11 protein-coding genes are annotated in these 13,711 nt (G+C 69.4%); 7 read left to right on the forward strand and 4 right to left on the reverse strand.

The genetic code is table 11. The annotated features are described in order from the left end of the window. Positions 1–69: 69 nt before the first annotated feature. From ACQEU8_RS32090 to ACQEU8_RS32100, 3 genes are all read left to right on the forward strand, one after another. The gene (locus tag ACQEU8_RS32090) at positions 70–1,221 is read left to right on the forward strand and encodes an LCP family protein (protein WP_433107327.1); all 1,152 of its coding nucleotides are present in this window, start codon (positions 70–72) and stop codon (positions 1,219–1,221) included. A gap of 201 nt (positions 1,222–1,422) precedes the next feature. Further along, the gene (locus tag ACQEU8_RS32095) at positions 1,423–3,186 is read left to right on the forward strand and encodes an LCP family protein (protein WP_433107329.1); all 1,764 of its coding nucleotides are present in this window, start codon (positions 1,423–1,425) and stop codon (positions 3,184–3,186) included. 67 nt (positions 3,187–3,253) lie between these two features. Beyond that, a complete protein-coding gene (locus ACQEU8_RS32100) occupies positions 3,254–4,999 on the forward strand; it encodes an LCP family protein (protein ID WP_433107331.1) in 1,746 nt (581 codons plus the stop codon). A 110-nt stretch (positions 5,000–5,109) separates the two neighbouring features. On the opposite strand, the gene ACQEU8_RS32105 is transcribed toward ACQEU8_RS32100, so the two are convergent. Beyond that, a complete protein-coding gene (locus tag ACQEU8_RS32105) occupies positions 5,110–6,165 on the reverse strand; it encodes a glycosyltransferase family 2 protein (RefSeq protein ID WP_433107333.1) in 1,056 nt (351 codons plus the stop codon). Positions 6,166–6,358: 193 nt separating this feature from the next. On the opposite strand from ACQEU8_RS32105, the gene ACQEU8_RS32110 reads away from it, so the two are divergent. Beyond that, positions 6,359–7,774, forward strand: a complete 1,416-nt coding sequence (locus ACQEU8_RS32110) for an LCP family protein (RefSeq protein ID WP_433107335.1) — start codon at positions 6,359–6,361, stop codon at positions 7,772–7,774. A 33-nt stretch (positions 7,775–7,807) separates the two neighbouring features. On the opposite strand, the gene ACQEU8_RS32115 is transcribed toward ACQEU8_RS32110, so the two are convergent. Continuing rightward, complete coding sequence (locus ACQEU8_RS32115) at positions 7,808–8,344, reverse strand: acyl-CoA thioesterase (RefSeq protein WP_433107337.1); 537 nt, start codon at positions 8,342–8,344, stop codon at positions 7,808–7,810. A gap of 129 nt (positions 8,345–8,473) precedes the next feature. On the opposite strand from ACQEU8_RS32115, the gene ACQEU8_RS32120 reads away from it, so the two are divergent. Next, positions 8,474–9,745 (forward strand): LCP family protein, encoded by a 1,272-nt coding sequence (locus ACQEU8_RS32120; protein WP_433107339.1) that lies wholly within the window; start codon positions 8,474–8,476, stop codon positions 9,743–9,745. Positions 9,746–9,820: 75 nt separating this feature from the next. Here ACQEU8_RS32120 and ACQEU8_RS32125 read toward each other — a convergent pair whose 3' ends face one another. Continuing rightward, on the reverse strand, positions 9,821–10,204 hold the full coding sequence (locus ACQEU8_RS32125; RefSeq protein WP_433107341.1) for a VOC family protein: 384 nt from the start codon (positions 10,202–10,204) through the stop codon (positions 9,821–9,823). 134 nt (positions 10,205–10,338) lie between these two features. Here ACQEU8_RS32125 and ACQEU8_RS32130 point away from each other — a divergent pair, with 134 nt between their 5' ends. Beyond that, the gene (locus ACQEU8_RS32130) at positions 10,339–10,884 is read left to right on the forward strand and encodes a CGNR zinc finger domain-containing protein (RefSeq protein ID WP_433107343.1); all 546 of its coding nucleotides are present in this window, start codon (positions 10,339–10,341) and stop codon (positions 10,882–10,884) included. A 57-nt stretch (positions 10,885–10,941) separates the two neighbouring features. On the opposite strand, the gene ACQEU8_RS32135 is transcribed toward ACQEU8_RS32130, so the two are convergent. Continuing rightward, positions 10,942–12,285: a UDP-glucose dehydrogenase family protein gene (locus ACQEU8_RS32135; RefSeq protein WP_433107345.1), complete on the reverse strand. Its 1,344-nt coding sequence runs from the start codon at positions 12,283–12,285 to the stop codon at positions 10,942–10,944. Between the two features lie 234 nt (positions 12,286–12,519). Between ACQEU8_RS32135 and ACQEU8_RS32140 the strand changes: the two genes are divergently transcribed. Next, positions 12,520–13,686, forward strand: a complete 1,167-nt coding sequence (locus ACQEU8_RS32140) for an acyl-CoA dehydrogenase (protein ID WP_433107347.1) — start codon at positions 12,520–12,522, stop codon at positions 13,684–13,686. The last annotated feature ends 25 nt before the right edge of the window (positions 13,687–13,711 follow it).

The following is a 13,711-nucleotide window of genomic DNA, read 5'->3' on the forward strand; positions in this document are numbered from 1 at the left end:
CGCCCGTACGTGTGTACGCCCAGTACTCCGTGCGCTCCGGCACCGCCGCCACTCGAGGGATGAACAGTCGTGACCGATCCGGGCACCATCGAAGCCGATTCCGACGCGTCGAGCGCGGCTTCCGCCCGCCCCCGTGGGCGCCGCTGGCTGCGCTGGGGTGCGCTCGTCGCCTCGGTGCTCGTACTGGCGGTCGCGGCCACCGGCTGGTCCCTGTACCGGAAGCTGGACGGCAACATCCGCACCGACTCGGACACGGCGCAGGCGCTGGCGCCGTACGAGAAGGAGCGCCCCACTCCGGTGCGGGCGGCGGGTGAGGCGCGCAACATTCTCGTACTCGGCTCGGACAACCGCGGCAACGGGAACGGCGCCTACGGCCGCGACGAGGGCAGCCAGCGCTCGGACACGGCGATCCTGCTGCATCTGGCGGCCGACGGGCGCAGCGCGACGGGGATGTCGATACCGCGCGATCTGATGGTGGACATTCCGGACTGCCAAAAGCCGGACGGTTCGCGGAGCCGCGCGCAGTTCGCACAGTTCAACTGGGCGTTCCAGACGGGCGGTGCGGCCTGCGCCATCCGTACGGTGGAGAAGATGACGGACATCCGCGTCGACCACCATCTGGTCGTGGACTTCAGCGGCTTCAAGAAGCTGGTGGACGCGGTGGGCGGAGTCGAGGTCTGCCTGGCCGAGCCGGTGCACGACCGGGAGGCGAAGCTCGATCTGCCGGCCGGGCGGCAGGCACTGGACGGCGAGGACGCGCTCGGATATGTCCGGGCGCGGCACGGCCTGGGCAACGGAAGCGATACGCAGCGCATCGACCGGCAGCAACGATTCATGGGATCTCTGGTGAAGAAGGTGCGCAGCAACGGCGTCCTGTTGAACCCGACCCGGGCCTATCCCGTACTGGATGCGGCGACCTCCTCATTGACCGCGGATTCCGGCCTTGATTCCCTCTCCGAACTGTACGAACTGGCGCGGAGCGTGCGGGATATCTCGGAGGACCACATACGTTTTCTCACGGTGCCCAGACAGTCGTACGAACTGGACATCAACCGTGACGAGCTGGTGCAGCCCGACGCCGAGAAGCTCTTCACCAAGCTTCGGGAGGACCGCCCGGTGCATGTGAAGGACGGGGATGCGGAGAAGGAGGACGGAAAGGAGAAGGGGGACGGGTCGTACCGTGGGACGACGGCGGACCTGGACATCTGCGCGAACGAATGACGCTGGGAATGCGGCGAATTGACCGTTTCTGGCCGTACGGAATTTGTCACCGGCGTCGCTAGCCGCAGAACCTGCCGGATAGTGTGAGCGCTCCGGTCGGCCCCGGGGCGGCATCAGCAGCCGGTTCTATGGAGGACTTTCGCAATCGTGGACGCGCAAGGCCGTGGGCATGCGGGAGATGTCGATCCCGCGGATCAGTGGGTGTTCAACCCGAACACCGGCAGCTATGAGCTGCGACTGAACCCCGTCGCCGACGACTCCCAGAGTCGGTACGGCTCCCGCCGCACCTCTGCTCCGCGCCAGAGAAGTTCCTCCCCCCAGGACAGCGCCGCCACACCTGCCGAGCCCGGCGCCGGGGAGCGCTCGGGTGGGCGGGCAGCCGAACGGGCGCGCTCCCGCGCCGGTGACCGCTCCGGGGAGCGCGCGGGCGATCGCCCGGGATCCCGTTCCGCCCGGCGCGCCGAATCCCGGCTCCCCTCCCAGCGGCGGGGCCGCGCCGCCGAACGGGCCGGTTCCGACGGCAAGGGTGGCGGCGGCCGGGGGCGCAGGAAGGCCAAGCGGCAGCTCTCCGGCAAGCAGAAGGCCCTGCGCATCGGCGGCGGCATCGTCGGCTTCGCGCTGATCGCGGGGTGCGTCAGCGGCTACGTCTGGTACCAGAAGCTGAACGGCAACATCAACAAGATCGACGTCGGCGAGAACAACCCCGCGGTCAAGAACGGCCCGGTCAACATCCTGGTCATCGGCACCGACGCCCGCTCGGGCAAGGGCAACACCGGCTACGGGGACAAGGGCAGCGTCGGCCACGCGGACACCACGTTCCTCTTCCACGTCTCCAAGGACCGCTCCAACGCCACCGCGCTTTCCATTCCGCGCGACATGATCACCGACATCCCCTCGTGCCAGACCACGCTGAAGGACGGCAGCAAGAAGACCATCCCCGGCCAGCGGCAGGTGCGCTTCAACACCAGCCTGGGGCAGTCGGAGCGGGACCCGGGCTGCACCTGGCGCACCGTCGAGAAGCTGACCGGGGTGGAGATCGACCACTTCATGATGGCGGACTTCAACGCCGTCAAGCAGCTGTCCACCGCGGTCGGCGGCGTCGAGGTCTGCACGCGGAAGCCGATAAAGGACCCCAAGTCGCATCTGAACCTGAAGGCGGGCAAGCACACCGTCAAGGGCGAGCAGGCCCTCGCGTTCGTCCGGACCCGGCATGCGGTGGGCTTCGGCAGCGACCTGGACCGGATCAAGCTCCAGCAGCAGTTCCTCAGCTCGATGATCCGCAAGATGAAGTCCGGTGACACCCTCACCAGCCCCTCCAAGCTCCTCGACCTGAGCGACGTGGCGACCAAGGCGCTGACGGTGGACACGGGCATCGGCAGCGTCAAGAAGCTGATGGCCCTGGCGAACGACCTCAAGCGGGTGAACGTCAAGAACATCACCTTCGCCACGGTTCCGGTCGTCGACAACCCGAACGACCCGGCCACGGTCGTGCTGAACAAGCAGAAGGCCGAGCCGCTCTTCAAGATGGTCCAGCAGGACAAGTCCATGACCGGGAAGGACAAGAAACAGGCCGCGGCCAAGCCGAAGGCGAAGAAGGCCCCCGCGTCCGAGGTGAACGTGTCCATCCTCAACGGCGGCGGCCCCTCGGGGGCGGCGGCCGAGACGGTGGACTATCTGCTGAACAAGGGCGCGGGCAACGCGGCGTCCGGCGGCAACGCGCCGCAGGAGCTGGCGAAGACCCGGCTGGAGTTCGCCCCCTCTCAGGAGGAGAAGGCGGCCAGGCTGGCGGACATGCTGAAGCTGCCGGCCTCGGCGCTGAAGAAGACGGACAGGGTGGGCAAGAGCATGGCGCTGACCCTCGGCAGGGACTTCACAGGGCCGGGCAAGCCGCTCGGCGCACCCGACAAGGCGCCTTCCGGGGTCGAGAAGGTCAACGCCAACGACAAGAACGTGTGCGCGAAGTGACACCAACCCCTCCGGTACGTCCCGCCAGGCGACCGGGGGCAGCACAACCTGAAAACGGGGAGGTCCCGTGCGGCAGAACGACACCGACGGCGGCAGGGAGGCGCAGCGCAGCGCCCCCACCGCCGCCGACCGCGGCTGGGACGAGAGCCTGTACGAAGGGCACCCGGATCAGGGTCCGCGCCACGGCAACGCATCCCCTTCCGGTACCGGTGAAGGACGCGGCAACCGGCGCAGGCAGCGCGGCGCTGGGGGCAGGGATGCCGCCGGGGGCACCTCCGGCAAGGGCGGCGAGAGCGCCGCGGCGGTGAGCCGTGCCAAGCGGCCGAGCCGGGGCCGACGGGTGCTGCGCTGGTCCGCCGCCGTCCTCGCACTGCTCATACTCGGCACCGCGGGAGCGGGCTATCTCTACTACCAGCACCTCAACGGCAATCTCAGCAAGGACGAGCTGAACCTCGGGGACAACAAGCTCCACCGTTCCGACCCGAACGCCGCGGGACAGACCCCGATGAACATCCTGCTGCTGGGCTCCGACTCGCGCTCCTCGAAGGAGAACGTGCGACTGGGCGGCTCCCGCGCCGACCGCGACCGGCCGCCGCTGGCGGACGTACAGATGCTGCTGCACGTCTCGGCCGACCGCAGCAACATGTCGGTCCTCTCCGTGCCGCGCGACACCAGGACGACGATCCCCAAGTGCACCGACCCGGACGACGGCAAGGTCTATCCGGAGACGACCGACCGGATCAACGCCAGCCTCCAGCACGGCGGCCCGGGATGCACCGTGGCCACCTGGGAGGAGATGACGGGCATCCCGATCGACCACTTCATGATGATCGACTTCTCGGGTGTGGTCTCCATGGCGGACGCGGTCGGTGGTGTGCCGGTCTGCGTCGACAAGAACGTGCACGACCCGAAGTCGAAGCTGAAGCTGAAGAAGGGCAAGTCGGTCGTCAAGGGCGAGCAGGCGCTGCACTGGCTGCGCACCCGGCACGGCTTCGGCGACGGTACGGACATCGGCCGCGCCAAGGCGCAGCACATGTACATGAACTCGATGGTGCGCCAGCTCAAGGCGGGCACCAAGCTGTCCGACCCGGGCAAGATGCGCGGCCTGGCGGAGGCCGCCACCAAGGCGCTCACCGTCGACAAGGGCATCGGCTCGGTCAAGAAGCTCTACGACCTGGGCAACGACCTCAAGCGCGTACCCACCAAGCGGATCACCATGGCCACCATGCCGTGGGAGTACGGGGCCGGCGGCAGCTATGTGCTGCCCAAGAAGGGCGACTCGGAGCAGATCTTCTCCCTCATCCGGCACGACGTGGCGCTGGACGGGAAGGACAAGAAGAAGGCCGAGGCCAGCAAGTCGGCGCAGCCCACCGAGCCGTCGCAGCCGAAGGCCGAGATCCCGGTCAGCGTGATGAACGGCACCGGCACCGCACTCCAGCAGCCGGTCAGCGGCCGGGCGAGCGTCGTCGCGGGTGCCCTGGCACGCGAGGGCTTCAGCCAGGCGACGGCCGATCAGACGCCGCAGTCCAGGGCGGACACCACCATCACGTACCCGCGCGAGGAGCAGCGCGGCGACGCACTGGCCGTCGCCAAGGCGCTGGGCGTCCCGGAACGGCTGGTCAAGCACTCCACGGGGGTGCAGCGCGTGACCCTCATCGTCGGCGCCGACTGGCGGGAGGGCACGGCCTACCCCAAGAGCGACAAGGGCGGGGACGGCGAGAAGGACGACCAGAAGGCACCGGACAGCGCGGATGCGCTGCGGGGTGACGAGAAGAAGGCGTGCATGGAGGTCAACCCGGCCTACACGTGGTGACGCGCCACGTACAGCCGACGAGCTACGTACAACCGACGACATGTAAGGGGCGCCCTTCCTTGAAGGGCGCCCCTTACAGCTGTCCTGTCCGCCACGGGGGCGGGACCCGGCTACCCGGTTGCGGCAACCGGCTGCCGGCGGCTCGCGATGACCTTGCGGGCCAGCTTCTTCGGGCTCGTCAGGAAGCCCCATCCCCAGCACATGTGCATGGTGGCGAGCGCCACGGGGATCTGGACGCGGGCCTTCAGCGGCAGCCCCCGGCCCGCGGGCAGCGAACCGGCGACGATGGCCGCCAGATAGCCGCCGGGCACCAACAGCCCCCACGGGGTGACGGCGACGCCCACCACGAGGCCTGCCGCGATGGCGCACACGGCGGCCGGCGGGGCCAGGTAGCGCAGATTGATGGAGCCCGCGTGGTAGCGGGCCACGACGTGCCGCCAGCGGCCGTAGTTGCGGTACTGCTTGGCGAGGGCGCGCACGCTGGGCCGGGGCCGGTAGGAGACCCGCAGCTCGGGCGAGAACCAGATCAGCCCGCCCGCCTCACGGATGCGGAAGTTCAGCTCCCAGTCCTGGGCGCGGATGAACTCCTCGTTGTAGCCGCCCTGCTGCTCCAGTACGTCGCGGCGGAAGACACCCAGATAGACCGTCTCGGCCTCGCCCGCTGTGCCGCCGGTGTGGAAGGCGGCGTTGCCCACGCCGATCTTCGAGGTCATCGCCGCGGCGACAGCGTGCTCCCAGGCGTTCTCACCCTCGGCGTGCATGATGCCGCCGACGTTGGCCGCGCCGGTCTCCTCCAGGAGCCGTACGGCCGTGGCGATGTAGTCCGCGGAGAGCATGCCGTGCCCGTCGACGCGCACCACCACCGGATGCCGGGACGCCTTGATCGCGGCGTTGAGTCCGGCGGGGGTGCGGCCTGTGGGGTTGGGCACCGTGTGCACGCGGGGGTCCTCGGCGACCAGCTCGGCGGCGATCTCGTCCGTGCGGTCCGTGGAGGGCCCCAGCGCGATGACCACCTCCAGCTCACCGTCGTAGCGCTGCTCCAGGATGTGCCGCACTGAGCTGCGCAGATGCCGTTCCTCGTTGAGGACCGGCATGATCACGGAGACGGGGGGCTGGGCTGCGTCCGGGGAGGAGTCCGGGGAAGGACGTCGGTTCTCGCGAGTCACGGCGCTCACGTTACCGCGATCGGGCGAACGGTCCGTACGGCCCGCGCCCCTCCGGGGGCCGGTCCCGGGACGCGACGGCGTGTACGCACGATCCGGAGATCGTACCGGCATACAGTGTGGGAACTCTAAGTGACGTAATTGTTACGCTAAGTACTGCCTCTGTTCACACTCCCTCTGCGGAAGGTGGCCACTGTTGCCTCGTCGCGCCTCCTCCCCCCACCAAGGCCCGCGCTGGGGCCTGCGGATCGCCACGGGCACCTCCGTGCTGCTGCTGGCCGCCGGCGGCGTCGGGCACACGATGGTGACGGGGTTGAGCGCGGACGTGCGCAGGGTCGACCCGTTCCACGGACTCGACAGCCGCCCCAAGGTCGACAACGGCGTCAACTTCCTCGTCGTCGGCACCGACCGGAGAGACGGCCTCTCGGCCGGCCAGAAGGAGCGGTACAAGCTCGGCGGCGCGGCCTGCGACTGCACGGACACGATGCTGCTGGTGCACCTGTCCGGCGACCGGGAGCGGGCCACCGTCATCAGCCTCCCCCGCGACACCTATACCCGGCTGCCGCCGCACAAGGACCGCGCCACCGGCAGACAGGTGACCGAACGCCCCGCCAAGCTCAACTCCGCCTACACGGCCGGCGGCGCCCCGCTGACCGTCCGGGCCGTGGAGAAGCTGACGGACGTGCACGTCGACCACTATCTGGAGGTCGACTTCACCAGCTTCATGAGCACCGTGGACGTCCTTGGCGGGGTGCCGGTCTGTACGACGAAACCGCTCAAGGACAGCTACTCGGGGCTCGACCTGCCCAAGGGCACCACCAAGCTGAACGGCGGACAGGCGCTCCAGTACGTACGGGCGCGGCATCTGGACGGCGGCTCGGACCTGACCCGGATGAAGCGCCAGCAGCACTTCCTCGCCTCGGTCATCTCGCAGGCCACCGACACCGGCGTGCTGATGAACCCGGTGCGCTTCAACAAGGTCGCCGCCACCCTGCTGGAGTCCGTACGCGCCGATCAGGGCTTCGGCACCGAGCAGATGATGGCCCTGGGGCAGGCGATGCGCGGCTTCAACCCGGCGTCCTCGGAGTTCGCCTCCGTGCCGCTGGCCGACGCCGACCACCGGGTGCGCGGCCTCGGCTCGACGGTCGAATGGGACCGGCCCAAGGCGGCGAAGCTGTTCGACGCGCTGCGCGAGGACCGGCCGCTCTCCGCGCCCGCCGAGCCCGCGCGGGGCGGGCCGCCGCAGGTCGAGGTCGCCCCGCGGAACATCAGCGTCGAGGTCGCCAACGCCACCGGCCGGCAGGGGCTCGGGGCCCGGATCGACCGGAAACTGCGCGGCGCGGGCTACGCCACCACCGGTGTCCCCACCAACGCCCGGCACACCGAGCGCGCCCGTACGACCATCGCCTACGACCCGCGCTGGAACCGCTCCGCCCGCTCCCTCGCCGCCGCGCTGCCCGGTGCCGAGCTGGTGAAGGCGGGCCACCGGGGCGCCCGGATGAGGGTCACGATCGGCGACCCGGACCAGTCCGTACGCCGCGTCCGCCCGCCGGACGAGAGCATCAGCCCGGACGAGGCCCCGATGCGGGGGGACGAGGTCGAGTGCGAGTAGCCGCCGCGGCCCTTCCTTTGTGGCGGGGCGGCGTCAGCTCGCCGAGCGGCTGGCGCGGAGCTCCTTGATGGCGCGGCGGCGGGCCAGCCGATGGGTCCGCCGGATCTGCGCCTCCTGGTAGCGGCGCCGGTCCGCTTCGGTCTCGGGTATCACCGGCGGGACGGTCCGCGGCTTGCCGTTCTCGTCGATCGCCGCGAAGACGAGATACGCGGAGCCGACCTGGGTGGCGGGCGTCGACTCGTTCCAGCGCTCGGCCAGCACCCGCACCCCGACCTCCATCGAGGTCCGCCCGGTCCAGTTGACCTGGGCTTTCACATGAACAAGATCCCCCACCCTGACCGGCTCCAGGAAGACCATCTCGTCCATGGAGGCGGTGACGGCCGGGCCCTCGGAGTGGCGTCCGGCGACGGCACCGGCCGCGTCGTCGGCCAGTTTCATGATCACGCCACCGTGCACGGTCCCGAGCAGATTGGTGTCGCTCGCGGTCATGATGTGGGACAGGGTCGTGCGGGAGGCGGCGGTCGGCTTGCCCGGGAGCTCGTCGTGCGCCGTGTGCGCCTGGTGGGTCATGCCCACCACCTTATGCGCGCGGAGGAAGCCCCTCAGACCCCGGCATTTTGCATCGAAACTGCTACAGCCTTACCCCGAAGTGGTACCCACCCTGTGTTCCGCCGTCCGAGTGCAGGCACACTGCCGTGCATGAATGAGTGGCCCGATGGTTGGAACGACAGCTCGCGGGGCCGGGAAGGTCGTGGCCGCGACGCGTCCCGTCCCGACCCCACACGTGTCATGCCCCATACATCGGCCCCCGGTGTTCCTCCGCAGACCCGGGGCCCGGGCCAGGGCTCCGGTTACGGCCAGGGGGGACCCGGATACGACCCCGGCTACGGTCAGCCGCAGGACGGCTACGACTCCGGCTACAACGAGGGCCAGGTCTACGGCGGCCGGGGCGGCGGCCGCGGCGACTACGACGACCGGCCCCGTCCTGACTGGCGCCGCCGCTCCAAGTGGACGCTGATCACGCTGGTCGTCGTCGTACTGGCCTGGTCGATCGGCACCTACTTCTGGGCGGACTCCAAGCTGCGCCGCGAGGTGGACCTCAGCATCGTCGAGGACCGTCCCGAGGGCGGCGACGGCACCAACTACCTGATCGTCGGCTCGGACAGCCGCGAGGGCATGTCCCAGCAGGAGAAGAAGGACCTGCACACCGGAGGCCCCACCGATGAGGGCCGCACCGACTCGATCATGATTCTGCACGTCGGCAGCAACGGGAACACAATGATCTCGCTGCCCCGCGACTCCGACGTCGAGATCCCGTCCTTCACCGGCTCGGAGTCGGGCAAGCGCTACCCCGCCCAGGGCAAGCACACCAAGATCAACGCGACGTATGCGATGGACGGCCCCGAGCTGCTCGTCCGTACGGTCGAGCACAACACCGGGCTGAAGATCGACCACTACGCGGAGATCGGCTTCGGCGGTTTCGCGAAGATCGTGGACGCGGTGGGCGGCGTGGAGATGGACATCCCGCGCGACATCAAGGACGAGAAGTCCGGCGCCGACCTCAAGAAGGGCAAGCAGACCCTGGACGGCAAGGACGCGCTGGCCTTCGTCCGTACCCGCTACGCACTGCCCGGCAGCGATCTGGACCGCACCAAGAACCAGCAGAAGTTCCTCTCCGCGCTGGCGAACCAGACCGCGACCCCGAGCACCATCCTCAACCCGTTCAAGCTCTACCCGACGATGGGTGCCGGGCTGGACACGCTCAAGGTCGACAAGGACATGAGCCTGTGGAACGTCGCCTCGATGTTCTGGGCGATGAAGGGTGTCTCGGGCGGGGACGGCAAGTCGATGAACATGCCGATCGCGGGCTCGGCGCCCGGGGGCAACCTCCAGTGGGACAAGGCGAAGGTCAAGCAGCTGGTCAACCAGCTCAACAACGATGAGAAGGTGACCGTCACCTCCAACCGGTGAGGAGTGACCTTCGAGAGCGGCCGGGCCCTGAGCGCAGGGCCCGGCCGTGGCGTTTGCCGATCTCTCGCGCCCGGCTCAGCGGTCGACGAGACAGAGACAGAAGGGGTGCCCGGCCGGGTCGAGGTAGACGCGGAAGTCCCGCTCGCCGTCCCCGTCGTCCTGGACGAGCCGCGCGCCCAGCGCCAGCACCTCCTGCTCGGCTTCGTCGATCCGCGACGGTGGCACGTCCAGGTCGAGATGGAACTGCTGCGAGTGCTCCTCGCTAGGCCACTGCGGCGGGACGAACCCCGGCGCCTGCTGGAACGCCAGCCGCCTGCGGCCTTCCTCGTCGAGCACCTCCGTCCACTCGCTGTCGCTCTCCGGGTCGATCTTCCAGCCCAGCATCTGCGCGTAGAACTCCGCCAGACGCCCGGTGTCGGGGCAGTCCAGCACGACAACGCCCATCTTGGGGATGGCCATCGTGAATCCTCTCTCGGTCGCTCGCCGTCTGCGGCCGCGGTGTGGTTACCGCCACCTGAGTTACCGCTACAGGGCTTCAACCGGTAACGGCCTCGGTTACCACATGATGGCGTTACACCGGTAACGTCACAAGAGTGGGAGACAGACAGGCGCCGGAACCACTCCTTTTGGTGCAGGAGTTGGCAAACACCCTGGACATCGAAACCGGTACGGACCACCTCGCCACGCCGGAGGACTTGGACCGGTTCGTCGACGACCACGAGTTGACGCGGTTCCGGCTCGGCAAACGCGATCTGGCGGGGCTGCGCGAGCTCCGCGAGGCGCTGCGTGCCGCCTGTCTGGCCCACGCGGGGATTCCGGTGCCACCGGAGGCGGCCGAGGGGCTGGAGCGGCACGTCGGCGCCGCGCCGCTGACCGTGCGGATCGAGACGCGGGGCGAGGCCGTACTCCGGCCCGCGCCCGGCCTCACCGGTCTCACCGGCCTGACCGCCCACCTCGCCGCCCGGATCGCCACCGCGGCGAACGACGGCACCTGGCAGCGGCTGAAGGCCTGTGTGACCCACGACTGCCAGTGGGTCTACTACGACCGCAGCCCGGCCGGCCGCAGCCGCTGGTGCACCATGTCCGTCTGCGGCAGCCGCGCCAAAATGCGCACCTATCGCGCGCGCCGCGCCCGATAGCGATCGGGAGGGCGACCGGCCCTCCCGATCACGCCAGAGGGCTACGGGTGGGTGGGATCACAGCGTGGGCCGCCCGAGGGCGCGGAAGGTCCAGCCCTCCTTGCGCCAGAGAACGGGATCCAGGGTGTTGCGGCCGTCGAGGATGTGGCGGGTGGCGACGACGTCGCCCACCCTCGCGGGGTCGAGCTCCTTGAACTCGGTCCACTCCGTCAGATGCAGCACCACATCGGCCCCGCGGGCGGCGTCCAGGGCGCTGTCCGCGTAGCCCAGCGTCGGGAAGACGGCCCGCGCGTTCTCCATGCCCTTCGGGTCGTACACCGTCACCTGCGCGCCCTGGAGGTGCAGCTGCCCGGCGACGTTGAGCGCGGGCGAGTCCCGTACGTCGTCGGAGTCGGGCTTGAAGGTGGCGCCCAGCACGGCGATGCGCTTGCCCAGCAGCGCGCCGCCCAGCGCGTCGCGCGCCAGCTCGACCATCTGGGCGCGGCGCCGCATGTTGATCGAGTCGACCTCCCGCAGGAAGGTCAGCGCCTCTGAGGCGCCCAGCTCACCGGCGCGGGCCATGAAGGCGCGGATGTCCTTGGGCAGGCAGCCGCCGCCGAAGCCGATCCCGGCGCGCAGGAACTTGTGGCCGATGCGGTCGTCGTAGCCGATGGCCTCGGCGAGCTTCACCACGTCGCCGCCGGCGGTCTCGCAGACCTCGGCCATGGCGTTGATGAAGGAGATCTTCGTGGCCAGGAACGAATTGGCGGAGGTCTTCACCAGCTCGGCCGTCGGGAAGTCGGTGACCAGGAACGGCGTGCCCTCGGCGATGGGCCGTGCGTACACCTCGCGCAGCAGCCCCTCGCCGCGCGGCCCGCCGACGCCGACGACGATGCGGTCGGGGTGCAGGGTGTCCTTGACGGCGAAGCTCTCCCGCAGGAACTCGGGGTTCCAGGCCAGCTCGGCCTCCTCGCCCGCGGGGGCCAGCGCGGCGATCCGGGCCGCGAGCCGCTCCGCGCTGCCGACCGGCACGGTGGACTTGCCGACGACGAGCGCGGGCCCGTGCAGCTGCGGCGCGAGGGAGTCGACGGCACGCTCGACGTAGCTCATGTCGGCGGCGAACTCGCCGTGCTTCTGCGGGGTGTTGACGCACAGGAAGTGGACGTCACCGAAGGCGCCGATCTCCTCCCAGGAGTCGGTGAAGCGCAGTCGGCCGGTCGAGCCCTCGACGCCGGCGACGTGTGCGCGCAGCAGCTCCTCGAGGCCCGGCTCGAACATGGGGGCCTGCCCCTGCTCCAGCTTGCGCATCTTCTCCGGTGCGACGTCCAGGCCCAGCACCTCGAAGCCCAGCTCGGCCATGGCGGCCGCGTGGGTGGCGCCGAGGTAGCCGAGGCCAATCACGGTGATCTTGGGCGAGGCCATGCGGGTAGCTCCTTGTGACGGCAGAACGCTGTCCGCGAGCATAACGGGACCGCTCCTGTCGTGAACCTCACGTACCCCGGAGGAGCTCTCGGCCACTAAAATCTGGGTTACTTAACGGTAATTAGCAATCCGGACAACCGGCGAGCAGAACCCCCACGCAAGCACCCCCGGCAAGCACCCAGGCAATCTCCAGCAACCCAGGCATTCCGCATGCTCTCAAAGGAGTGAGACACCTTGGCGTCTGATTTCGACCTCTACCGGCCGTCCGAGGAGCACGAGATGCTCCGCGACTCGGTGCGCGCGCTCGCCGAGGCGAAGATCGCGCCGTACGCCGCCGAGGTGGACGAGGAGGCACGGTTCCCGCAGGAGGCGCTGGACGCGCTGGTCGCCAACGATCTGCACGCGGTGCATGTGCCGGAGGCGTACGGGGGCGCGGGCGCCGACGCGCTGGCCACCGTGATCGTCATCGAGGAGGTCGCCCGGGTCTGCGGCTCCTCCTCGCTCATCCCGGCCGTCAACAAGCTCGGCTCGCTCCCGGTGATCCTCTCCGCCTCGGAGGACCTCAAGAAGCGCTGTCTGACGCCGCTGGCCAAGGGCGAGGCGATGTTCTCGTACTGTCTGAGCGAGCCGGACGCCGGTTCGGACGCGGGCGGTATGAAGACCAAGGCCGTACGGGACGGGGACAGCTGGGTCCTCAACGGCGTCAAGCGCTGGATCACCAACGCCGGGGTCTCCGACTACTACACGGTGATGGCCGTCACCGACCCGGACAAGCGCACCAAGGGCATCTCCGCGTTCGTCGTGGAGAAGGACGACGAGGGCGTCTCCTTCGGCGCCCCGGAGAAGAAGCTGGGCATCAAGGGCTCACCCACCCGCGAGGTCTACCTGGACAACGTGCGCATCCCGGCCGACCGGATGATCGGCGCCGAGGGCACCGGCTTCGCCACCGCCATGAAGACCCTCGACCACACCCGCATCACCATCGCCGCACAGGCGCTCGGTATCGCGCAGGGCGCGCTGGACTACGCGAAGGGGTATGTGCAGGAGCGCAAGCAGTTCGGCAAGCCCATCGGCGACTTCCAGGGCGTGCAGTTCATGCTCGCCGACATGGCCATGAAGATCGAGGCGGCCCGGCAGCTCACCTACGCCGCCGCCGCGCGCTCCGAGCGGGTCTCCGAGGGCAGCGACAAGGAGGACCTGACCTTCTTCGGCGCCGCCGCCAAGTGCTACGCCTCGGATGCCGCCATGGAGATCACCACGGACGCCGTCCAACTGCTCGGCGGTTACGGCTACACGCGCGACTACCCGGTCGAGCGGATGATGCGGGACGCCAAGATCACACAGATCTATGAGGGCACCAACCAGGTGCAGCGGATCGTCATGGCGCGCAACCTGCCGTGACGGGTCCCATGTGACCAGCGGTGAG

This window comes from Streptomyces sp. CA-250714 (assembly GCF_050936705.1).
Taxonomy (GTDB): domain Bacteria; phylum Actinomycetota; class Actinomycetes; order Streptomycetales; family Streptomycetaceae; genus Streptomyces.